This window comes from Clostridium felsineum DSM 794 (genome assembly GCF_002006355.2).
Classification (GTDB): Bacteria; Bacillota; Clostridia; order Clostridiales; family Clostridiaceae; genus Clostridium_S; species Clostridium_S felsineum.
In genome coordinates, this window is sequence record NZ_CP096980.1 from 816380 (window position 1) to 840491 (window position 24112).

At 33.5% G+C, this 24112-nt stretch carries 24 protein-coding genes, 2 tRNA genes and 1 other annotated feature; all 26 genes read left to right on the plus strand.

Annotation, left to right across the window (positions count from 1 at the left end; translation table 11 throughout):
• Positions 1-207: 207 nt before the first annotated feature.
• Entirely contained in the window at positions 208-633 is a 426-nt protein-coding gene (locus tag CLFE_RS03810) for a Mini-ribonuclease 3 (RefSeq protein ID WP_077833950.1), read from the plus strand.
• Positions 634-640: 7 nt separating this feature from the next.
• Positions 641-1960 (plus strand): FAD-dependent thymidylate synthase, encoded by a 1320-nt coding sequence (locus CLFE_RS03815; protein ID WP_077833949.1) that lies wholly within the window; start codon positions 641-643, stop codon positions 1958-1960.
• A 21-nt stretch (positions 1961-1981) separates the two neighbouring features.
• A complete protein-coding gene (gene rlmB, locus CLFE_RS03820) occupies positions 1982-2740 on the plus strand; it encodes a 23S rRNA (guanosine(2251)-2'-O)-methyltransferase RlmB (protein ID WP_077892358.1) in 759 nt (252 codons plus the stop codon).
• 4 nt (positions 2741-2744) lie between these two features.
• Positions 2745-3263 (plus strand): NYN domain-containing protein, encoded by a 519-nt coding sequence (locus CLFE_RS03825; RefSeq protein WP_077833947.1) that lies wholly within the window; start codon positions 2745-2747, stop codon positions 3261-3263.
• An 89-nt stretch (positions 3264-3352) separates the two neighbouring features.
• Positions 3353-3967, plus strand: a complete 615-nt coding sequence (gene sigH, locus CLFE_RS03830; RefSeq protein WP_179117047.1) for an RNA polymerase sporulation sigma factor SigH — start codon at positions 3353-3355, stop codon at positions 3965-3967.
• Between the two features lie 80 nt (positions 3968-4047).
• Positions 4048-4122 (plus strand) — tRNA-Gly (locus CLFE_RS03835).
• 8 nt (positions 4123-4130) lie between these two features.
• Positions 4131-4206: transfer RNA gene (locus CLFE_RS03840), tRNA-Thr, on the plus strand.
• 204 nt (positions 4207-4410) lie between these two features.
• A complete protein-coding gene (tuf, locus tag CLFE_RS03845) occupies positions 4411-5604 on the plus strand; it encodes an elongation factor Tu (RefSeq protein WP_077836261.1) in 1194 nt (397 codons plus the stop codon).
• Positions 5605-5820: 216 nt separating this feature from the next.
• Positions 5821-5970, plus strand: coding sequence for a 50S ribosomal protein L33 (gene rpmG, locus CLFE_RS03850; RefSeq protein WP_013913658.1), 150 nt, complete (start codon positions 5821-5823; stop codon positions 5968-5970).
• Positions 5971-6010: 40 nt separating this feature from the next.
• The gene (gene secE / locus CLFE_RS03855; protein ID WP_176091660.1) at positions 6011-6235 is read left to right on the plus strand and encodes a preprotein translocase subunit SecE; all 225 of its coding nucleotides are present in this window, start codon (positions 6011-6013) and stop codon (positions 6233-6235) included.
• 49 nt (positions 6236-6284) lie between these two features.
• Positions 6285-6806, plus strand: a complete 522-nt coding sequence (gene nusG / locus CLFE_RS03860; protein ID WP_077835873.1) for a transcription termination/antitermination protein NusG — start codon at positions 6285-6287, stop codon at positions 6804-6806.
• 34 nt (positions 6807-6840) lie between these two features.
• Positions 6841-7266 (plus strand): 50S ribosomal protein L11, encoded by a 426-nt coding sequence (gene rplK / locus CLFE_RS03865; RefSeq protein WP_077835874.1) that lies wholly within the window; start codon positions 6841-6843, stop codon positions 7264-7266.
• Between the two features lie 52 nt (positions 7267-7318).
• On the plus strand, positions 7319-8008 hold the full coding sequence (gene rplA / locus CLFE_RS03870) for a 50S ribosomal protein L1 (protein ID WP_077835875.1): 690 nt from the start codon (positions 7319-7321) through the stop codon (positions 8006-8008).
• A 15-nt stretch (positions 8009-8023) separates the two neighbouring features.
• Positions 8024-8155: a sequence feature (ribosomal protein L10 leader region), on the plus strand.
• 34 nt (positions 8156-8189) lie between these two features.
• Positions 8190-8696: a 50S ribosomal protein L10 gene (gene rplJ / locus CLFE_RS03875; RefSeq protein WP_077835876.1), complete on the plus strand. Its 507-nt coding sequence runs from the start codon at positions 8190-8192 to the stop codon at positions 8694-8696.
• Between the two features lie 53 nt (positions 8697-8749).
• Positions 8750-9118 (plus strand): 50S ribosomal protein L7/L12, encoded by a 369-nt coding sequence (gene rplL, locus CLFE_RS03880; RefSeq protein WP_077835877.1) that lies wholly within the window; start codon positions 8750-8752, stop codon positions 9116-9118.
• Positions 9119-9532: 414 nt separating this feature from the next.
• Positions 9533-13261 carry a DNA-directed RNA polymerase subunit beta gene (gene rpoB, locus CLFE_RS03885; RefSeq protein ID WP_077835878.1) on the plus strand — a complete coding sequence of 1243 codons (3729 nt, stop codon included), beginning with the start codon at positions 9533-9535 and terminating at the stop codon, positions 13259-13261.
• 21 nt (positions 13262-13282) lie between these two features.
• Entirely contained in the window at positions 13283-16831 is a 3549-nt protein-coding gene (gene rpoC / locus CLFE_RS03890) for a DNA-directed RNA polymerase subunit beta' (RefSeq protein WP_077852011.1), read from the plus strand.
• Between the two features lie 147 nt (positions 16832-16978).
• Positions 16979-17218, plus strand: a complete 240-nt coding sequence (locus tag CLFE_RS03895; protein WP_077835880.1) for a ribosomal L7Ae/L30e/S12e/Gadd45 family protein — start codon at positions 16979-16981, stop codon at positions 17216-17218.
• 86 nt (positions 17219-17304) lie between these two features.
• Positions 17305-17682, plus strand: a complete 378-nt coding sequence (gene rpsL / locus CLFE_RS03900) for a 30S ribosomal protein S12 (RefSeq protein ID WP_077835881.1) — start codon at positions 17305-17307, stop codon at positions 17680-17682.
• Between the two features lie 184 nt (positions 17683-17866).
• A complete protein-coding gene (rpsG, locus tag CLFE_RS03905) occupies positions 17867-18337 on the plus strand; it encodes a 30S ribosomal protein S7 (RefSeq protein WP_077835882.1) in 471 nt (156 codons plus the stop codon).
• 168 nt (positions 18338-18505) lie between these two features.
• Positions 18506-20572: an elongation factor G gene (fusA, locus tag CLFE_RS03910; RefSeq protein WP_077835883.1), complete on the plus strand. Its 2067-nt coding sequence runs from the start codon at positions 18506-18508 to the stop codon at positions 20570-20572.
• A 29-nt stretch (positions 20573-20601) separates the two neighbouring features.
• Positions 20602-21795 carry an elongation factor Tu gene (gene tuf / locus CLFE_RS03915; protein WP_077836261.1) on the plus strand — a complete coding sequence of 398 codons (1194 nt, stop codon included), beginning with the start codon at positions 20602-20604 and terminating at the stop codon, positions 21793-21795.
• A 351-nt stretch (positions 21796-22146) separates the two neighbouring features.
• Positions 22147-22455, plus strand: coding sequence for a 30S ribosomal protein S10 (gene rpsJ, locus CLFE_RS03920; protein WP_010966413.1), 309 nt, complete (start codon positions 22147-22149; stop codon positions 22453-22455).
• Positions 22456-22521: 66 nt separating this feature from the next.
• Positions 22522-23151 (plus strand): 50S ribosomal protein L3, encoded by a 630-nt coding sequence (gene rplC, locus CLFE_RS03925; RefSeq protein ID WP_077852010.1) that lies wholly within the window; start codon positions 22522-22524, stop codon positions 23149-23151.
• A gap of 24 nt (positions 23152-23175) precedes the next feature.
• Complete coding sequence (rplD, locus tag CLFE_RS03930; RefSeq protein WP_077834541.1) at positions 23176-23796, plus strand: 50S ribosomal protein L4; 621 nt, start codon at positions 23176-23178, stop codon at positions 23794-23796.
• On the plus strand, positions 23796-24092 hold the full coding sequence (gene rplW / locus CLFE_RS03935) for a 50S ribosomal protein L23 (protein ID WP_077834540.1): 297 nt from the start codon (positions 23796-23798) through the stop codon (positions 24090-24092). The genes rplD and rplW overlap by 1 nt, the downstream gene beginning before the upstream one ends.
• The last annotated feature ends 20 nt before the right edge of the window (positions 24093-24112 follow it).

Below are 24112 nucleotides of genomic sequence, written 5' to 3' on the forward strand. Positions count from 1 at the left end.
TAAGAGTCGTTTTACAGCGGCTCTTAATTTTTTTATTAAGCAGGAGTAAAAATGTATACTTTTTGCGTAAAATTAATTTTTATATGATATAATAAATTTGTTTTAAATATAGGAAACATGGGAATAACTAATATTTTTTTGTTTTCTATAGAGTCAGTTATAAAAATAATGTTTGAATATAGCTTCAAATAAATAGGAGATGCCTTAATGGATTTTAATATACTAAATAAAAAATTTGATAAAACTAGAGCTTCACAGCTTAACCCATTAGTATTAGCTTTTGTTGGGGATGCTGTTTATGAAAATTTTGTTAGAATATACATAGTTGATAAGTATCAAGATATGACTGTACACAAGCTTCATATTAAAGCAATTCAATTTGTAAAAGCACATGCACAAAGCACATTTATGAAAGAAATTTATAATGAATTAAGTGAAGAGGAAGAAAGAATATATAAGCGCGGGAGAAATGCAAAATCAGCTACTTCACCTAAAAATGCCGACATATGTGAGTATAGAATGTCGACTGGATTTGAGGCTTTAATAGGATATCTTTATCTAACAAATCAGATTGAAAGACTCAATGTTATATTAGAAAAAGTTGTAGAAATAAAAGAAAATAGCAGAGGGTGATAATAAATTGAATATAACTAATTTTGAACAAACAGGATTAAATGAAATAGAAGGAATATTACTAAATGAAAATACTGAAAATATAAATGATAACGCATTAAGAGAAATTTTAAAGTATGCTAATATTTCTTTTGTATTAGAAGGAATAAACAGACTTCAAAGTACCTTGATATGTGAACTTAAAGCCTCATATGTTCAGCAAAGTCAAAGATATGTAACCCTTAAAGAAGATTCTTTTGACCTTCCAAAGCTAGAGAAGGAAGATAAATTGGAAGCAGAAAAGTTATTGAAGGAAGCCTTTGAATTATATGAAGACATGTCGAAATTAAAAGAAGGAGAATTCAAGGGAAGACCAAAGGCAGAGAACTATTTGCATGGAATACCTATTGAGGATGCTAGATATATACTCCCGTTAGCTTGTAAAACTAATGTAAGTATTGCAATGAATGGTGAAAAACTTGTCGATTTGTTTTATTTGTTTAACGACAAAAATTACGAAAATATTTTCGAGGATATAAATGAAAATATTTTAAGAAAGCTTCCAAGTAACCTTTCAAAGCTATTGTCCAAGGTAGAAAATGGTTATAATCGTAAACATATTGAAAACTTTTATAAATCTGCATTTGATAAAATTAGTGAATATGATAATATAATTTTATTAAATAATTTTCAGGATTTGGATTTAAAAGTTGGACTTGGTGCGATAACCAGTACAAATGCAAAAACTCCTTCAAGTGTTATGAAATTATGGGGAGATAATGCTAATGAAAAGGCCAAGGGTGTTTCTGAAAGAGTGCTAGGCTATGGACATGAAAGTATAGCAGAGCAAGCAAGAACCAACTTTGGGATGATGTGCAGTATGGTAACGTATCACCAACAAATACGACACAGATTGTCTGAGAATTACAGAGAAGAGCTATTGAATATAATAGAAAATGACACAAGAAAAGTAGTGATTCCAAATACTATTAGGAAATCTGAATTTTATGATAGATTTGTTGCTTTAACAGATAAATTCAAAGAGTTTAGAAAATATATACTCAAAGAATATGGTGAGGCTAAAGCCTTGAATTTTCTTCTTAATTGTGATCAAGTAAAGCTTGTTATATCAACAAATGCTAGGGTGGATTGTCAAATGTTAGCGGATAGAATATGCTTTAATGCTCAATGGGAAATAAGAGAGCTTTCAACAAAAAAACTACAAGAATTAAGAAAGTTATCTGAAGTATTATACAAGAAAGCACTTCCATCTTGTGTATTTGGAAAGTGCAAAGAGGGAAAATTCACTTGTGGAAAACAAATGATTATGAAAAATAAATTTGCTTAAAATATGTATTTTGGAGGAAATATGGATAATAAAGAAAGAGAAGATTTAATTGAAGGTAGAAATGCTGTAATTGAGGCATTAAAATCAGATTCAACAATAGAACAAATTCTAGTTTCTAGTGGAAAAAATGAAGGATCAATAAATGTAGTGCTTGCCAAGGCAAAAGAAAAGGGCATACCTGTTAAGTACGTAGATAGAAAAAAGCTAGATAAAATGTCTGGCGGTGGTGTACATCAGGGTGTAATAGCTATTTCCACACCATATCATTATTACGATGTAGAGGACATACTTTCAAGCGCAAGAGAAAAAAATGAAGATCCATTTGTATTGATTCTAGACGAAATAGAGGATCCACATAATTTAGGTTCAATAATAAGAACAGCTGAACTTTGCGGAGTACATGGAATTATAATACCTAAGAGAAGAAATGTAGGCGTAACCCCAACTGTATACAAAACTTCTGCTGGTGCAGTTAAATACGTAAAAATAGCCAAAGTAAGTAATATAAACCTTGCTATAGATAAACTTAAAAAAGAGGGAATTTGGGTTTATGGTGCTGAAATTGATGGAGAGAATTACTGCTTTAATCAGAATATGACTGGGGCTTTAGCTCTTGTAATAGGTAGTGAGGGAAAAGGAATTTCAAAACTTACAAAACAGAAATGTGATGTACTTGTAAAAATTCCTATGGTAGGTAAAGTGAATTCTCTAAATGCATCTGTAGCAGCAGGCGTTGTTATGTATGAAATTTTAAAACAAAGAATTGTAAAAAGAGGATAGTAAAGTGAAAACTATCCTTGTAGATGGATACAATGTTATAAATAGTTGGGGAGAGCTTAATATCATTAAGGATGATGTGAGCTTAGAAAGTGCAAGAGATAGACTTATAGAAGTCTTAATAGAATATGGAGAATTTACAAATTGTAAGATTATAGTGGTTTTTGATGCTCATCATATGCAAGGTAATATTGGAGAAAAAATAAAAATGTATGATAAATTCACTATAGTATACACAAAATCTGGTGAAACGGCAGATAGTTTTATTGAAAGATATGTAAATAAAATTGGAAGAAAATCTGAAGTTTGTGTAGTTACGTCCGATAATTTAGAACAGCAGGTTGTTTTTCAAAGAGGATCTACAAGAATGTCTTCTATAGAGTTCTACAATGATGTGAAAAAAATTCGAGCTAAAATAAGTAAAAAAGCTGAAAAAATAAGCAGTGAGAAAAAATATAATCGTTTAGAAGATAGAATAGACAAAAAAATAATGGAAAAATTAGATAAAATAAGAAAAAATCTTTAAAAGCATTGACTTGGAAAATATTGTTATTGTATAATTGTTTTATGGGTTACATAGGGGGGATACTAGTGGAAAATGAGATAGCTAGAAGTATGGAAATTAATTTTGATGAGAAGTTAGACGAAGAAATAGTGATGATGGCAAAACTTGGAGATGAAAAATCACAAGAATATTTGATTAATAAGTATTATAATTTTGTGAAAGCAAAGGCAAAATCATATTTTTTAATTGGTGCAGATAAAGAGGATATATGTCAAGAAGGAATGATAGGGTTGTATAAAGCTATAAGGGACTTTAAACCTAGTAAATTAGCTTCTTTTAAAGCTTTTGCAGAGCTTTGTATAACTAGACAGATTATTACAGCAATAAAAACAGCAACTAGACAAAAACATATACCTCTGAATACATATGTTTCTTTAAATAAGCCTATATATGATGAAGATTCGGATAGAACGCTGTTTGACGTAGTATCAAGTGTTGAAGTATCGGATCCAGAGGAACTTATTATAAGCAAAGAAGAAGTGGCTAAAATAAGAAAAAATATGCTTAGAGTACTTTCAAGTTTGGAAATAGAGGTTTTGCAATCTTATTTAGAGGGAAAATCTTATCAGGAAATAGCTAAAGATTTGGATAGATGTTCTAAATCTATAGATAATGCATTACAAAGAGTTAAAAGAAAATTGGAAAAGTGTTTGGAAAAAAGATAAAATATATTGACAAAGAAAATTGTTGATAGTAAAATTAATAATTGGTATATAGCTTATAACTTTGAGCATTATAATAATGTGCGGGAATAGCTCAGTGGTAGAGCACTAGCTTCCCAAGCTGGGTGTCGCGGGTTCGATACCCGTTTCCCGCTCCAATAAAGTTGCCCATGTGGCTCAGTAGGTAGAGCGTCACCTTGGTAAGGTGGAGGTCGCCAGTTCAAATCTGGTCGTGGGCTCCAGAAAACTTATTGAATAGAACACACCAGGAACAGTTTACATGAATGGATTAAGTTTCGTCATGTTTTTAATGTTTTGCTTTCTGCCGTATTCGTTATGAATATTAAAGAAGGTGTTCTATAATAAAAATTTTTAATACATTACTAATTGTGGTGTAATACAATAAATATTAATTGTTTACCATAAGTATTAAGGAGGAAATAGAAATGGCAAAGGAAAAATTTGAAAGAACGAAACCACATGTAAACATAGGAACAATAGGACACGTAGATCACGGTAAAACAACATTAACAGCAGCAATTACAACAATATTAGCAAAAGAGGGAAAAGCAAAAGCTTTTAACTATGAAGAGATTGATAAAGCACCAGAAGAAAAAGAAAGAGGAATAACAATCAATACAGCACACGTTGAGTATGAAACAGAAAACAGACACTATGCTCACGTAGACTGTCCAGGACATGCTGACTATGTAAAGAACATGATAACAGGAGCAGCACAAATGGATGGAGCTATCCTAGTAGTAAGTGCAGCAGATGGTCCAATGCCACAAACAAGAGAGCACATACTATTAGCATCAAGAGTTGGTGTTGAATATATAGTAGTATTCTTAAATAAAGCAGACCAAGTAGATGATGCAGAATTAATCGACTTAGTAGAAATGGAAGTAAGAGAATTATTAAGCGAATACGGATTCCCAGGAGACGATACACCAATCGTAGTAGGAAGTGCGTTAAAAGCATTACAAAACCCAGATGATGCAGAAGCAGTAAAACCAATAAAAGACTTAATGGCAGAAGTTGATGCATACATCCCAACACCAGAAAGACCAACAGATAAAGCATTCTTAATGCCAATCGAAGATGTTTTCACAATAACAGGAAGAGGAACAGTTGCAACAGGAAGAGTTGAAACTGGAATGTTAAAGGTTGGAGACGAAGTAGAAATCGTTGGAATGAAAGACGAAATAACAAAAGTAGTAGTAACAGGCGTAGAAATGTTCAGAAAGATACTTGATAGTGCATTAGCAGGAGATAATATCGGAGCATTATTAAGAGGAGTACAAAGAGAAGACATCGAAAGAGGTCAGGTATTAGCAAAACCAGGTTCAATAACTCCACATAATAAGTTCGTAGGTCAAGTATACGTATTAAAGAAAGAAGAAGGCGGAAGACATACACCATTCTTCAACGGATATAGACCACAATTCTACTTCAGAACAACAGACGTAACAGGATCAATCCAATTACCAGATGGAGTAGAAATGGTAATGCCAGGAGACCACATAGATATGACAGTTGAATTAATAACAAAAGTAGCAATGGGAGACAACTTAAGATTCGCAATCAGAGAAGGCGGAAGAACAGTTGGCTCAGGAGTTGTTACTAGCATCATTGAATAGTATACTGTAAATTGTTTTCCTATATGTGTAAGCAGACTGGGTGACAAACCCAGTCCCTTTATGTAGGGGATTAATATTAAAAAATAAAGTCGAAAAAATAACAAATGAGTCCTTGATATGTGTTTGACATGTTGCAATAATTGTGATAATATATTGAGGTAGTGCGTATTTTAGCAAGGCATAGGAAATTTTCTTTAAAATTGGGAGGTGTAGATTGTGAGAGTAAAACTAACACTAGCTTGCACAGAGTGCAAACAAAGGAATTACAACACAATGAAAAATAAGAAAAATGATCCAGATAGATTAGAAATGAAAAAATATTGTCCATTTTGCCACAAACATACACTTCATAAAGAGACAAAATAGCATATCAGGCCGTAATTTCATAAATAGGATGTGAATAAAAATGGCTGCTAATGTAAAAAATAGAAATGTGGAAAAATCACCATTAAAAGGTTTTGTTGGATTTTTTAAAGATTTGGGGGCTGAAACTCATAGAATCACATGGCCTTCGAAAGAAACTCTTAAAAAAACCACGATAGCAGTGATAACTTTTTGCGCTGTGTATATCATAGTGGTAGCAATAATGGATTTTGGTTTTAATAACCTCTTTAAGGTGATCTTTAAGTAAGATGTAAGGGAGGTTATGGGTTCAGAAAAAAATTCTGTTCCATAAAATTATGAGTGAAAAAGCTAAATGGTATGTCGTACATACATATTCCGGTTACGAGAATAAAGTAAAGGCAAACATTGAAAAAACCATTGAAAACAGAAATTTGCAAAATTTAATCTTGGATATTCAAGTTCCACTTCAAGAAGAAGTAGAAGAAAAAGATGGCAAGAAAAAGGTAACTTTAAAAAAAGTATTTCCAAGTTATGTGCTTATAAAAATGATAATGACTGATGAATCTTGGTATGTTGTTAGAAATACAAGAGGATGTACAGGATTTGTTGGACCAGGATCTAAACCAGTTCCTCTTACAGATGAGGAAGTTGGAGCAATGGGAATAAAGGAAAAAGTAGCTAGCATAGATGTTGTTGTTGGCGAAAGTGTAAAAGTTATTATGGGCCCACTTGTAGATCAAGTTGCTCTTATCCAAGAGATTAATTTAGAAAAAGGCAAATTAAAAGGCTTAGTTAATATGTTTGGCAGGGAAACTCCTGTTGAGCTTGATTTTAATCAAATAGAAAAACTAGATTAGTAAGGTAAAATACCTTATAGGAGGTGTAAGTTTCATGGCAAAGAAAGTAGTAGGTTTAATAAAACTACAATTACCTGCAGGAAAAGCAACTCCAGCACCACCAGTTGGTCCAGCATTAGGACAGCATGGTGTAAATATCATGGCATTCTGTAAAGAATACAATGCTAAGACTGCTAATCAAGCTGGATTCACTATCCCAGTTGTAATTACAGTTTATCAGGATAGATCTTTTAGTTTTATACTTAAGACTCCTCCTGCAGCAGTTTTAATAAAGAAAGCAGCTGGTATTGAAAGTGGTTCAGGCGTTCCTAACAAAACTAAGGTTGGTAAAATAACTAAAGAACAAGTTAAGGAAATAGCACAAACTAAAATGCCAGACTTAAATGCAGCATCTTTAGAATCTGCAATGAGCATGATAGCTGGAACAGCTAGAAGTATGGGTGTAGAAGTAGTAGATTAGTTTTTAAAATAGTGGGAGGTAAAACCGTTATTACCACAAAGGAGGATTTTAAATGGGCAAGAAGTATATCGAAAGTGCAAAATTAGTAGATAAGAACACTCTTTATACTCCAGATGAAGCATTAGATTTAGTTGTAAAGACATCTAAAGCTAAATTTGATGAAACAGTAGAACTTGCTGTAAGACTTGGAGTAGATCCAAGACATGCAGACCAACAAGTAAGAGGTGTTGTTATTTTACCTAATGGAACTGGTAAAAAAGTAAGAGTTTTAGTTTTTGCTAAAGGCGATAAAGCTAAAGAAGCAGAAGCAGCAGGCGCTGATTATGTAGGAGCAGAAGAATTAGCAACAAAAATACAAAGCGAAAATTGGTTTGATTTTGATGTCGTTGTAGCTACTCCAGATATGATGGGTGTAGTAGGAAGATTAGGAAGAGTACTTGGACCAAAAGGTTTAATGCCAAATCCTAAATCAGGTACAGTTACATTTGATGTAGCAAAAGCATTAACAGAAATCAAAGCTGGTAAAGTTGAATACAGAGTAGATAAAACTGCTATAATTCACGTTCCAGTAGGAAAGAGTTCATTTGGTGCAGAAAAGTTAAATCAAAACTTCCATGCATTAATGGATGCAATAGTAAAAGCTAAACCAGCTTCAGCTAAAGGACAATATATAAAATCAGTAGCTTTATCAAGCACAATGGGTCCTGGAATAAAGATAAACCCAGTTAAAGTGTTAGATTAGTTTTGAATTTATATAATTAAATATGTAAATACTCCGTAGAAAGTAGGTGCGAAAGCGTAACGGATAACCAACCTACCGAGGATTCCAATATATATGAAAATATATGGTCTCTTCGTACGGCTACGGAGGGACCTTTAGTTTTATTATAAAGTCAGTTTTTACTGAGGAGGTGTTTGTTGAAGTGGTAAATAATAATAGACAATTAAAAGAACAAAAAATAGCAGAGATAAAAGAAAAGATGGGAAAAGCCGAAGCTATAATAATGGTTAAATACCAAGGCTTAAACGTTGAAGAAGACACAGAACTTAGAAAAGCGTTAAGAGAAGCAGGTGTTGAATATAGAGTATATAAGAATTCTTTAGCTATACGTGCTATACAAGAATTAGGATATGAAGGAATTGCTCAATATTTCGAAGGACCAATAGCTGTAGCTATGAGTTATGATGATCCTACAGCTCCTGCAAGAATAACAAATGATTTTGCAAAAAATCATAAAGCTTTAGAATTAATTGCAGGATATGTTCAAGGTGAAGTATTTGATGTTAATAAAGTTAAAGAACTTGCTTCTGTTCCATCAAAAGAAGTTCTTATTGCAAAATTACTTGGAAGTTTCAAAGCTCCTTTATCAAATTTCGCTTATCTTTTAAGTGCAATTAAAGATAAAAAGGAAGCAGAAGAACAAGCATAATATAAATAAAAAATAATTAGAAATTGGTAAAAAATTTTGGAGGTGCCATAAAAATGACAAGAGAAGAAATTATAGAAGCTATAAAAGGTATGTCAGTTTTAGAATTAAATGAATTAGTAAAAGCATGTGAGGAAGAGTTCGGCGTTAGCGCTGCAGCTCCAGTAGCAGTTGCAGGTGCAGCAGGTGCAGCAGCAGGTGCTGGTGAAGAAAAAACTGAATTTGACGTTGTACTTGCAGAAGCAGGTGCTAAGAAATTACAAGTTATCAAAGTTGTTAGAGAATTAACTGGTCTTGGATTAAAAGACGCTAAAGCTTTAGTTGATGGAGCTCCTAAGACTGTAAAAGAAGGCGTAGCTAAAGAAGAAGCTGAAAGCATGAAAGCTAAAATAGAAGAAGCAGGCGGAAAAGTAGAATTAAAATAAGACCTGATAGCAGGATATTTGTTAAAAGCACTCCTTTTGGGGTGCTTTTTTAAACTCTAATATATAGACTACAAGATTATTTATAACTCAATTATCTTTTTATTGAGATTATAAAAATAAAGAGTATAAATGAATTATAGTTTTTGTGGTAGATTAGTGAAGTATAAGAAGATTTATTCATGTAAATAAAACAAAACATATAAAAATGACTTGAAAAACCTGTTGACAATTAAAATTAGTTATGGTAAAATAACGAAATGCAATGGAATGTTTAATTATATAATAATATTAATTGTATTTTTATTGATTAAATGGTTATAATAAAAAAATAGTTGTTTAATGTACGCAATCCAAAAGTGTACTTTATTGTAGTGCATTTTTGGTTATTTTAGTTTATACAAGGGGTGAAGGCTAATGATACATCCTGTCCAAGTTGGTAAAAGAACTAGAATGAGTTTTGCTAAACTCAATGAAATTGGCGTTATGCCTAATCTTATTGAGGTGCAGTTGGATTCATACCAATGGTTTTTAGACAATGGGCTTCAAGAGATATTTGATGACATTAATCCAATTCAAGATTATACAGGAAATCTTATACTAGAATTTATTGGTTACAAGCTCGATATGGATAATATCAAATATTCCGTTGAGGAATGTAAAGAAAGAGACACCACTTATGCGGCACCACTTAAGGTTAAAGTAAGATTACTTAATAAAGAAACTGGTGAAGTAAAAGAACAAGAAGTATTTATGGGTGATTTTCCTTTAATGACAGAACAGGGAACATTTATAATAAATGGTGCAGAAAGAGTTATTGTAAGTCAGCTTGTTAGATCACCAGGAGCTTATTATGATTACACAGTAGACAAAAATGGTAAAAAATTATTTTCAGCAACAGTCATTCCTAATAGGGGGGCGTGGTTAGAATATGAAACAGATTCAAACAGCGTTATTCATGTTAGAATTGACAAAACAAGAAAGTTGCCAATTACTATACTTGTAAGGGCAATGGGATTTGGTTCTGATGCTGAAATAGTTAATTACTTTGGAGAAGAAGAAAGACTTAAGGCTACTATAGAGAAAGATAATACTAAAACTAGAGAAGAAGCTCTTCTAGAAATATATAAGAGACTTAGACCAGGTGAACCACCAACAGTTGATAGTGCATTTTCTCTTATAAATTCCTTATTTTTTGATGCCAAAAGATATGATTTGTCCAGAGTTGGAAGATACAAGTTCAATAAGAAATTGGCGGTTAGCATAAGAATAGCCAATAAAACAGCTGCAAAGGATATTGTAAATCCTGAAACAGGTGAAATTATTGTAGAAAAAGGTCAAAGAATAAGTAAAGAAAAAGCATTAGAAGTTCAAAATGCAGGCATAAATTCAGTTGATATTTTAGTTGATGACAATACTATACGAGTTATAGGTAATAATTTTGTTGATATAAAAAGTTACATAAAGTTTGACATAAGTGATTTAAATATTAAAGAATTAGTATATTATCCTGTTCTTAAAGAAATTTTGGATAATTACACAGACGAAGAAGCTATAAAAGAGGAACTTAAGAAAAATGTTCATAAATTGGTTCCAAAGCATATTATTAAAGATGATATGTTTGCAACTGTAAGCTATGAGTTAGGATTGGCTTATGGAATTGGTAATGTAGATGATATAGATCATCTTGGAAATAGAAGAGTTAGATCAGTTGGCGAATTACTACAAAACCAATTTAGAATTGGTCTTTCAAGAATGGAAAGAGTAGTTAAAGAGAGAATGACTATACAAGACCAAGAAGTTATTACTCCACAAGCTCTTATAAACATAAGACCTGTAGCTGCGTCTATTAAAGAATTCTTTGGAAGTTCACAGCTTTCTCAATTCATGGATCAAATAAATCCATTATCAGAACTTACACATAAAAGAAGATTATCAGCCTTAGGACCAGGAGGTCTTTCAAGAGAAAGAGCTGGTTTTGAAGTAAGAGACGTTCATCACTCACACTATGGAAGAATGTGCCCTATAGAAACGCCAGAAGGACCTAATATAGGTCTTATAAACTCGCTTGCAACATATGCAAGAGTGAATGAGTATGGCTTTGTAGAAACACCTTATAGAATAGTGGATAAAGAAGCTGGAAGAGTTACTGATGAAATTCATTACTTTACAGCAGATGAAGAAGATAGATGCTTAATAGCAAGAGCAAATGAGCAAATAGATGAAAATGGATATTTTATAGATAAAAAGATAACCGTAAGACTTCCAGATGAAGTCTTAGTGGTACCAGCTAATGAAGTTGATTTAATGGATGTTTCTGCAAGACAATTGGTATCTGTAGCAACGGCAATGATTCCATTCCTTGAAAATGATGATGCCAGTCGTGCACTTATGGGATCAAACATGCAACGTCAAGCTGTTCCACTTTTAAAACCTCAAGCTCCAGTTGTTGGTACTGGTATAGAACATAAGGCTGCTGTAGATTCTGGTATTTTACCAAAAGCTAGAAATGCAGGAACTGTAGAATATGTGAGCGCCAATGAAGTAAGAGTAAGAAGAGACAGTGATGGTGGAATAGACACATATAGACTTCTTAAGTTTAAGAGATCAAACCAGGGTACGTGTATAAACCAAAGACCTATTGTTGAAAAAGGTGAAAAAGTTGAAAAGGGAGCTGTTTTATCAGATGGCCAGTCAACTGACTTAGGTGAAATTGCACTTGGTAGAAATATCAGAATGGGTTTCATAACTTGGGAAGGATATAACTACGAAGATGCTATGCTTATATCAGAGCAACTTGTACGTGACGATGTGTTTACATCTATTCATATAGAAGAATATGAAGCAGAAGCTAGAGATACAAAATTAGGACCAGAAGAAATAACTAGAGATATACCAAACGTTGGTGAAGATGCACTTAAGGATATAGACGAAAGAGGAATAATAAGAATAGGTGCTGAAGTTAGATCAGGTGATATTCTTGTTGGAAAGGTTACTCCAAAAGGAGAAACTGAACTTACAGCAGAGGAAAGACTCTTAAGAGCAATATTTGGTGAAAAAGCAAGGGAAGTAAGGGATACATCTCTTAGAGTTCCACATGGAGAAGCTGGAATAATAGTTGATGTAAAAATATTCACTAGGGAAAATGGTGATGAATTACCACCTGGTGTAAATGAACTTGTAAGATGTTATATTGCACAAAAAAGAAAAATTTCTGTTGGAGATAAGATGTCAGGAAGACATGGTAATAAGGGTGTTATTTCTAGAGTGCTACCAGAAGAAGATATGCCTTTCTTACCAGATGGAAGACCTCTTCAAATATGTCTTAACCCACTAGGAGTTCCTTCTCGTATGAATATAGGTCAGGTTTTAGAGGTTCATCTTGGTTGGGCAGCAGCTAACTTAGGATGGCATATTGCTACACCAGTATTTGATGGAGCTTTAGAGCCAGAAATAGTTGAATGTCTTAAGAGAGCAGGATATGATGCAGATGGAAAGACTGCTTTATATGATGGAAGAACAGGAGAAGCTTTTGATAATAGGGTTACAGTAGGATATATGTATATACTTAAACTAGCCCATCTAGTAGATGATAAAATCCATGCTAGATCAACTGGTCCTTATTCATTAGTAACGCAACAACCATTGGGTGGTAAAGCTCAATTTGGTGGTCAGAGATTTGGAGAAATGGAAGTTTGGGCACTTGAAGCTTATGGTGCTGCACATACACTACAAGAAATACTCACAGTGAAATCTGACGATGTTGTTGGAAGAGTTAAAACCTATGAAGCTATAGTTAAGGGTGAAAATATCCCTGAACCAGGAATACCAGAAGCATTTAAAGTTCTTATAAAAGAACTACAAGCATTATGTCTTGATGTTAAAGTATTATCTGATGAGAATACAGAAATAGAAATAAAAGAGTCAATTGAAGATGAAACAGAGGAATTAGACGTTAATATAGAGGGCAATGAAGATTCCAACAAAGCCGAGCAAACAAAACCGCAAGATGTTGAAGAAAATGTTAGTAGTAATGAAACGGATGCGGCATACGAGAGTGAAGAGATAGATATCGACTATGAAGATTTAGATATAGACGATCTTAAAAATGGATTAGGGCTTGAAGATTTCAATGATGAACATTAATTATGAAGGGAGGACGTACCCTTGGAATTAAATAAATTTGATGCATTGCAAATAGGATTGGCTTCACCTGAAAAGATAAGAGAGTGGTCCAGAGGGGAAGTAAAGAAACCAGAAACTATAAACTATAGGACATTAAAACCTGAGAAGGATGGTCTATTTTGTGAAAGAATATTTGGACCAATAAAAGATTGGGAATGTCACTGCGGAAAATATAAAAGAGTTAGATATAAGGGTATAGTTTGTGATAGATGTGGAGTAGAAGTAACTAAATCAAAGGTTAGACGTGAGAGGATGGGGCATATTGAATTAGCTGCCCCAGTATCTCATATATGGTACTTTAAAGGTATACCATCACGTATGGGACTTATATTAGATATGTCTCCAAGAGCGCTTGAAAAGGTATTGTATTTTGCATCATATCTTGTTTTAGACCCTAAAGAAACTCCTTTACTAAAGAAACAACTTTTAAATGAAAAGGAATATAGAGAAGCAGCTGATAAATATGGAGAAGAATCCTTTGAAGCTGGAATGGGTGCAGAATCAATTAAGAAGTTACTTCAAGAAATAGATTTAAATCAATTGGGAGAAGAACTTAAGGAAAACTTGAAAACAAGTACAGGACAAAAGAGAGTAAGAATAATAAGAAGACTTGAGGTTGTTGAATCGTTTAGAAAATCTACTAATAAACCAGAATGGATGATAATGGATGTTGTACCAGTAATACCTCCAGATTTAAGACCTATGGTTCAATTAGATGGTGGAAGATTTGCAACATCTGATTTAAATGACTTGTATAGAAGAGTTATAAACAGAAATAACAGATTGAAGAAACTGTTAGATCTAGGAGCGCCTGACATAATAGTAAGAAATGAAAAAAGAATGCTTCAAGAAGCTGTAGATGCTCTTATAGATAATGGTAGAAGAGGAAGACCTGTAACAGGACCTGGAAATAGACCTTTAAAATCATTATCTGATATGCTTAAGGGTAAACAAGGAAGATTTAGACAAAACTTACTTGGAAAGCGTGTTGACTATTCAGGACGTTCTGTTATAGTTGTTGGTCCTGATTTAAAAATGTATCAGTGTGGACTTCCTAAGGAGATGGCACTTGAATTATTTAAGCCTTTTGTAATGAAGAAACTTGTTGAAACGGGAGCAGCACATAATATAAAAAGTGCAAAAAGAATGGTTGAAAGAGTTCAAAATCAAGTATGGGATGTACTTGAAGAAGTTATCTCTGATCATCCAGTAATGTTAAACCGTGCTCCGACACTACATAGACTTGGAATTCAAGCATTCCAACCTATTTTAGTCGAAGGAAGAGCAATAAAGCTTCATCCACTTGCATGTACAGCGTATAATGCAGATTTTGATGGAGACCAAATGGCTGTTCACGTACCTTTATCAGTTGAAGCACAAGCAGAATCAAGATTCCTTATGCTTGCAGCGCATAATATATTAAAGCCATCAGATGGTAAACCAGTATGCGTACCTACACAAGATATGGTACTTGGATCATATTATCTTACAATTGATAAAGATGGAGTTAAAGGTGAAGGAAAAGCATTCACCAATGTTGATGAGGCATTAATGGCATATCAACTTGGAGAAATTGATATACATGCTAAAATTAAAGTAAGATTAGAAAAAGAGATGGATGGTAGTATTATAAGTGGAATAATAGATACTACTATTGGAAAGCTTATATTTAATGAATCTATACCTCAAGATTTAGGATTTATAGATAGAAGCGTTGCTGGTAATGAATTGCTTCTTGAAATTGATTTTCTTGTTGGTAAGAAAAATCTAGGTGGAATAATAGATAAATGTTATAGAAAACATGGCCCTACGAAAACAAGTATTATGCTTGATAAAATAAAGGCAAAGGGATATCATTATTCAACAATTAGCGCTATAACAGTTTCGACTTCTGATATGACTGTACCACCTAATAAGAAAAATTTAATGTCTGAAGCTGAAGCATCAGTTGAAAAAATTGAAAAAATGTATAGAAGAGGATTTATATCTGATGATGAAAGATATGAAAGAGTAATATCTACATGGACAAAGACAACTGAAAGTGTTGCAGATGCCCTTATGGATAATCTTGATCAATTTAATCCTATATTTATGATGGCTGATTCAGGAGCCAGAGGTTCTAAGAGTCAGATTAAGCAACTTGCCGGAATGAGAGGTCTTATGGCAAATCCTTCTGGTAGAATAATAGAGCTTCCTATAAAGGCTTCATTCAGAGAGGGTCTTGATGTATTGGAATACTTTATTTCAACTCATGGAGCGAGAAAAGGTAATGCCGATACAGCGCTTAAGACTGCTGATTCAGGATACCTTACAAGAAGACTTGTTGATGTAAGTCAAGATGTTATTGTAAGAATTGAAGACTGTGGAGCAAAAGAAGGTTTTGAAGTTTCTGAAATAAAAGAAGGAAATGAAGTAATTGAGAGCCTATCTGAAAGATTAATAGGAAGATACACAGCAGAAGATATAATTGATCCTACAAATAAAGAAGTTATTGTAAAGCAAAATGAATATGTGGATGAAGATAAAGCTTTAAGAATAGAAAAAGTAGGAGTTAAAAAGGTTAAAATAAGATCAGTATTTACTTGTGATTGTAAGTATGGAGTTTGTGCAAAATGTTATGGAATGGACATGGGAACAGCACAAAAAATAAGTATAGGAGAAGCAGTTGGTATAGTAGCCGCTCAATCAATTGGTGAACCTGGTACACAGCTTACAATGAGAACTTTCCATACAGGTGGAGTTGCAGGATCAGATATAACTCAAGGTCTTCCAAGAGTTGAGGAATTATTTGAAGCAAGAAAGCCTAAGGGACTTGCAATTGTAAGTGAAGTATCTGGTACTGTAAGAATAGAAGAAACTAAAAAGAAGAGAATAGTATACGTAGCAACTGAAAACGGAGAAGAAGTAAGTTATGATATACCATTTGGTTCAAGTTTAAAAGTTAAAAATGGTCAAAATGTTAGTGCCGGAGATGAAATAACAGAGGGGTCAGTAAATCCTCATGATATTATTAGAATCAAGGGAGTAAATGCTGTTAAAAATTACTTGCTTTCTGAAGTTCAGAAGGTATATAGACTACAAGGTGTTGATATAAACGATAAGCATCTTGAAGTTGTAGTAAGACAGATGACAAGAAAAGTTAAGGTTGAAGATTCAGGTGATACTGAATTACTTCCAGGTACTATGATAGATATATTTGACTTTAAAGAAGAAAATCAAAAGATAGAAGAAAAAGGTGGAAAGCCTGCTGAAGCTAGAGTTTCTCTACTTGGTATAACAAAAGCTGCGCTTGCTACTGATTCATTCTTATCAGCAGCATCTTTCCAAGAAACAACGAGAGTTTTAACAGATGCAGCAATAAAAGGAAAATCAGATCCGCTTGTTGGATTAAAGGAAAATGTAACTATAGGAAAATTAATTCCAGCAGGTACAGGAATGACTAGATACAAGAGCATAGAAATAGATCCAGTAGTTACCGAAAAAAGTTCTGATGATGAAGGTTTTATGTCAGAAGACAAAATAGAAGGTTAAAAGACATTTTATTGACATAACAATTCATAGATGCTAAAATAAGAATTGTGTGTAGTTTTCAGAATGTGTGATAATTAATATTGTAATATATTGTAGAGGTAATCTATTACTTTACCTCTACAATTAAATATTAAGGAGGATCAGTTTATGGTAAACAGGCTGCCAAAAAATAGAGTGGTAGGCATGAAACAATCTCTTAAAGCTATAAATGAGGGAAAAGCAGAATTAGTGTACATAGCTAAAGATGCGGAAAATGAGTTGTTTCAAACTGTTGAAAAATTGGCAAAAGAACATTCGCTACAAATAGTATATATAGATACTATGAAAGAATTAGGTAAATTATGTAATATAGATGTGGAAGCTTCGACTGCTGTTGTTTTGAAGTAACATTGTGGTGTAATTACATAATAATAAATGTGCTATTAACTAAAATTTTTAATAGATTGATAGAGTTTTAAACAGGAGGTGAAAACATGCCAACAATAAGTCAATTAGTAAGAAAAGGCAGAAAGACATTAGCATCAAAGTCAACTGCACCAGCATTAAAAGAATGTCCTCAAAAGAGAGGAGTATGTACAGTCGTAAAGACAACAACTCCTAAAAAACCTAACTCAGCCTTAAGAAAAATTGCCAGAGTTAGATTAACAAACGGATATGAAGTAACTGCTTATATCCCAGGAGTAGGTCATAACCTTCAAGAACATAGTGTTGTCCTCATAAGAGGAGGAAGAGTTAAGGATTTACCAGGTGTTAGATACCACATAGTAAGAGGAACTTTGGATGCAGCAGGTGTTGCTGATAGAAAACAAGCTAGGTCTAAATACGGTGCTAAAAAGCCAAAACAAAAATAGTTATCGTATTTAGTAGTGCTATGTCTTCGGCATTTATATAGATATATTAAGTATTATTTATTCAGTTAGATTGAGTTTATATGCTTTATTAGGATGGCTATAAAATTTGCAGAAGCAAAGCACTTTGCGGTTTTAAACCGAGTACCTATGAACTTAAATTAAAATTGTTAAGGAGGGAAGAAAAGTGCCAAGAAAAGGACATATAGCTAAAAGAGATGTATTACCAGATCCATTATACAACAGTAAGGTTGTTACTAAATTAATAAACAATATAATGGAAGATGGAAAAAAAGGAGTAGCACAAACAATATGCTACAAAGCTTTTGAGTATTTAAAAGAAAAAACTGGCAAAGAACCTATGGAAGTATTTGAAGCTGCAATGAATAATGTAATGCCTTTACTTGAGGTAAAAGCAAGAAGAATTGGAGGAGCTACTTATCAGGTACCAATAGAGGTAAGACCTGAAAGAAGACAGACTCTTGGAATAAGATGGATACTTGCGGCAACAGCTAAAAGAGGAGAGAAATATACTCACTTAAAATTAGCTGGAGAGTTATTAGATGCTTCAAACAACACAGGTGCTGCTGTTAAGAAGAGAGAAGATACTCATAAAATGGCAGAAGCTAATAAAGCATTTGCACACTATAGATATTAATAAAAACTTATGCTTTTAAGTTGAAGTTTATTACACTTTTGCTTAGGTTATCATTATAATATTAATGATTAATTATAAGGTTTTTATATACTTAATAAAACTGTTTTGGTTTCCTTGACCAAAACAGTTTTGTCAGATTTAGTTTATTTAATGAGAGGAGGAAAAATAGTGGCTAGAAAATATCCTTTAGAAAAATTTCGTAATATAGGAATAATGGCACACATTGATGCCGGAAAGACTACAACTACAGAGCGTATATTATTTTATACAGGAAAAACGCATAAAATAGGTGAAGTTCATGAAGGCGCAGCTACAATGGACTGGATGGTTCAAGAACAAGAAAGAGGTATAACAATAACTTCAGCAGCAACTACTTGTTACTGGAAAGAACATGAAATCAATATAATTGATACACCAGGACACGTAGATTTTACAGTTGAGGTTGAAAGATCTTTAAGAGTTCTTGATGGAGCAGTTGCTGTATTTGATGCAAAGGGTGGTGTTGAACCACAATCTGAAACCGTATGGAGACAGGCAGAAAAATACAATGTTCCAAGAATGGCTTATATAAATAAGATGGATATCTTAGGAGCTGATTTCTTTAGATCAGTTCAAATGATGAGAGATAGACTTAATGCAAACGCAGTACCTATACAAATACCTATAGGTAAGGAAGATAATTTCCTTGGTCTAATTGATTTAATAAGAAATGAAGCGATAGTTTATACAGATGATTTAGGAACTACTATGGAAGAACAAGCAATTCCTGATGATATGAAAGAATTAGCTGAAAAGTATAGATCTGAAATGATCGAAGCTATTGTTGAATTAGATGAAGATTTAATGAATAAGTATTTAGAGGGAGAAGAAATCTCTGTAGAAGAAATAAATACTGCATTAAGAAAAGGTGTTATTGCAAACGAAATAGTTCCAGTAACATGCGGATCTTCATATAAGAATAAAGGTGTTCAACAAATGCTTGATGCTGTTGTTGAATATTTACCATCTCCATTAGACATACCTCCAGTTAAAGGTGTTGATATGGAAGGAAATGATGCTGAGAGAAAAGCTGATGATAGTGAACCATTAGCTGCATTAGCATTTAAAATAGCAACAGATCCATTTGTTGGTAGACTTGCATTTACAAGAGTTTACTCAGGAGTTATGAAAAGCGGAAGTTACGTTTTAAACTCAACAAAAGGAAAGAAAGAAAGAATAGGAAGACTTGTAAAAATGCACTCTAACCACAGACAAGAAGTTGAAGAGCTTGAGGCTGGAGAATTAGGTGCTATAGTTGGTTTGAAATCAACAACTACAGGAGATACTCTTTGCAATGATGATGATAATGCAATAATTCTTGAAAAGATGGAATTCCCAGATCCAGTTATAGAGGTTGCTATTGAGCCAAAAACTAAAGCTGGTCAAGAAAAAATGGGTATAGCACTTGCTAAACTTGCAGAAGAAGATCCTACTTTCAAAACTTTCACTAACCAAGAAACTGGTCAGACAATTATAGCTGGTATGGGAGAATTACATCTTGAAATAATTGTTGATAGACTTCAAAGAGAGTTTAAGGTTGAATGTAATGTTGGTAAGCCACAAGTTGCTTATAAAGAAACTATAAGAAAAGCAGTTAAGGCAGAAGGTAAGTTCGTAAGACAATCAGGAGGTCGTGGACAATACGGTCACGCTGTTATTGAAATGAGTCCAACAGACGGTGAATACGAATTTGAAAATGCTATAGTTGGTGGAGCTATACCAAAAGAATATATACAACCAATAGATAATGGTATACAGGAAGCATGTTTAAGTGGTATCTTAGCGGGATATCCTACAGTTAATTTTAAAGTTAAATTAGTTGATGGTTCTTATCATGATGTCGATTCTTCTGAAATGGCATTTAAGATTGCTGGATCTATGGCGTTTAAGAATGCTATGGGTAAAGCTGATCCAGTTATATTAGAACCAATAATGAGAGTTGAAGTAACAGTCCCAGAAGAGTACATGGGAGACATTATGGGAGATGTTAATTCAAGAAGAGGAAGAATTGAAGGAATGGAACAAAGAGCAGGAGCAGAAGTTATAAGAGCATTCGTTCCACTTTCAGAAATGTTTGGTTATGCAACTTCACTTAGATCAAGAACTCAAGGTAGAGGAGTATTCGTTATGCAGTTTGATCATAATGAAGAAGTACCTAAAAATATCCAAGAAAAAATAATTGGAGATAAACAATAAAATATATATATTGTTAGGAGGAAATAGAAATGGCAAAGGAAAAATTTGAAAGAACGAAACCACATGTAAACATAGGAACAATAGGACACGTAGATCACGGTAAAACAACATTAACAGCAGCAATTACAACAATATTAGCAAAAGAGGGAAAAGCAAAAGCTTTTAACTATGAAGAGATTGATAAAGCACCAGAAGAAAAAGAAAGAGGAATAACAATCAATACAGCACACGTTGAGTATGAAACAGAAAACAGACACTATGCTCACGTAGACTGTCCAGGACATGCTGACTATGTAAAGAACATGATAACAGGAGCAGCACAAATGGATGGAGCTATCCTAGTAGTAAGTGCAGCAGATGGTCCAATGCCACAAACAAGAGAGCACATACTATTAGCATCAAGAGTTGGTGTTGAATATATAGTAGTATTCTTAAATAAAGCAGACCAAGTAGATGATGCAGAATTAATCGACTTAGTAGAAATGGAAGTAAGAGAATTATTAAGCGAATACGGATTCCCAGGAGACGATACACCAATCGTAGTAGGAAGTGCGTTAAAAGCATTACAAAACCCAGATGATGCAGAAGCAGTAAAACCAATAAAAGACTTAATGGCAGAAGTTGATGCATACATCCCAACACCAGAAAGACCAACAGATAAAGCATTCTTAATGCCAATCGAAGATGTTTTCACAATAACAGGAAGAGGAACAGTTGCAACAGGAAGAGTTGAAACTGGAATGTTAAAGGTTGGAGACGAAGTAGAAATCGTTGGAATGAAAGACGAAATAACAAAAGTAGTAGTAACAGGCGTAGAAATGTTCAGAAAGATACTTGATAGTGCATTAGCAGGAGATAATATCGGAGCATTATTAAGAGGAGTACAAAGAGAAGACATCGAAAGAGGTCAGGTATTAGCAAAACCAGGTTCAATAACTCCACATAATAAGTTCGTAGGTCAAGTATACGTATTAAAGAAAGAAGAAGGCGGAAGACATACACCATTCTTCAACGGATATAGACCACAATTCTACTTCAGAACAACAGACGTAACAGGATCAATCCAATTACCAGATGGAGTAGAAATGGTAATGCCAGGAGACCACATAGATATGACAGTTGAATTAATAACAAAAGTAGCAATGGGAGACAACTTAAGATTCGCAATCAGAGAAGGCGGAAGAACAGTTGGCTCAGGAGTTGTTACTAGCATCATTGAATAGTATATTGTAAATAAAATATTTTCTTACACGTGTAAACTATAGAGTGGAAAATATTTAAAATAGGAAGAGGACGCTCTTCCTATTTTTTATTTTTAAAATATACAATAAATTGTTGCCAAAACATTAAATCCGGTGTATAATATAAGAGTTGTTATGTGAAAATAGCGATGAAGCAAGAGGTAGCCGGACTTACGGGGAATTCTTGCTGAGTATGTCACGGTCTTGAACCGGGCGACGGTTATTTGTAATTTTGTCGTGTGTGTGCATATATGAAACACCAGGAACAGTTTACAGAATATCCGTTGTTGTACGTATTAAGTTTAGACGTGCGATGAAAAGGAGGGAAATGAATTGGCAAAGCAAAAAATAAGAATAAGATTAAAGGCTTTTGATCATACAATATTAGATCAATCAGCTGAGAAAATTGTTGAAACTGCAAAAACAACAGGAGCTAAAGTAGCAGGTCCAGTACCTCTACCAACAGAAAAGGATGTTGTAACAATACTTAGATCCCCACATAAATATAAGGATTCTAGAGAGCAGTTTGAAATCAGAACTCATAAAAGACTTATCGATATAATAAGTCCATCACCAAAAACTGTTGATGCATTAATGAGATTAGATTTACCAGCTGGTGTTGATATCGAAATAAAACTTTAATATATTAGTTATAAACGGTTATGATTGCTTAGCAGCAATCCGCTAATTTGTTTAGGAGGTGCGATTATGAAAAAAGGTATACTAGGAAAAAAGCTTGGTATGACACAAATATTTAATGAAGAAGGAAAAGTTGTTCCTGTAACAGTTATAGAAGCAGGTCCATGTGTAGTAGTTCAAAAGAAAACTTCTGAAAAAGAAGGATATGATGCTATACAAGTTGGATTTGGAGCTATAAGGGAAAAACTTGTTAATAAGCCTTTAAAAGGGCATTTTGCAAAGGCAAATGTTGAACTAAAAAGATTCGTAAAAGAATTCAGATTAGAAGATACAAGTAGCTATGAAGTTGGTGCTGAAATAAAGGCTGATATATTTGCAGCAGGAGAAAAAGTTGACGTATCAGGAGTTTCTAAGGGTAAGGGATTCCAAGGTACAATAAGAAGATGGGGAGCACATAGAGGACCTATGTCTCACGGATCAAAATTCCATAGAGCAGTTGGTTCAATGGGAGCATCATCAGATCCATCAAGAACTTTCAAAAGTAAGAAAATGCCAGGACATATGGGTCATGTAAATACAACAGTATTAAATGTTGAAATTGCAAAAGTTATTCCTGAAAAGAACCTTATATTAATAAAGGGCGGAGTTCCTGGACCAAACAAATCTTTTGTAGTTATAAAAAATTCAGTTAAAGCTTAGTTTGTTAAGAAAGGAGGATGCAGAATGCCTACAGTAGAAGTATTCAATAAAGAAGGTAAAAAAGTTGAAGACATCGAATTGTCTGAAAAAGTTTTTGGAGCTAAAATTAGCGAAAGTGCAGTTCATCAGGTAGTAGTTGCACTACTTGCAAATAAAAGACAAGGAACACAAAGTGCTAAGACTAGAACAGAAGTTTCTGGAGGTGGAATAAAACCTTGGAGACAAAAAGGAACTGGTAGAGCAAGACAAGGTTCAATAAGAGCACCACAATGGATTCATGGTGGAGTTGTATTTGCACCAAAGCCTAGAGATTATAGGATTTCAATCCCAAAATCCATGAGAAGAACAGCTATGATGTCAGCTCTTACAAGTAAAGTTAACGATAAAGAAATGATCGTTCTTGATGAATTAAAAATGGATACACCAAAAACTAAAGAAATAGTTAAGATGCTTAATGCTTTTGAAGCAAAGAAAGCACTTATAGTTGTTGCTGAATCTGATAAAAATGTATATAAATCAGTAAGAAATATACAAGGAGCAGCAATAATACCAGCTAATAACTTAAATGTCTATGACATATTGAAATATGATAAGTTCATAGTAACTAAGGAAGCTGTATCAAAGATTGAGGAGGTGTATGCATAATGTATACAAATAGCCATGATATAATTAGAAAACCTGTTATAACTGAAAAAAGTATGGCTGATATGGCAGATAAAAAATACACCTTTATAGTAGATCCACATGCAAACAAAGTTCAAATAAAAAGAGCAATCGAAGAAGTTTTCGGAGTAAAAGTTGAGAAGGTTAATACTTCAAACATACTTGGAAAAACAAAACGAGTTGGAGTGCATGTTGGTAAAAGAGCTGATTTCAAAAAAGCTATGGTTAAATTAACAGAAGATAGCAAAGCAATCGAGTTCTTTGAAGGAATGCAATAAAAAAGCAGTTATTGGTAGAA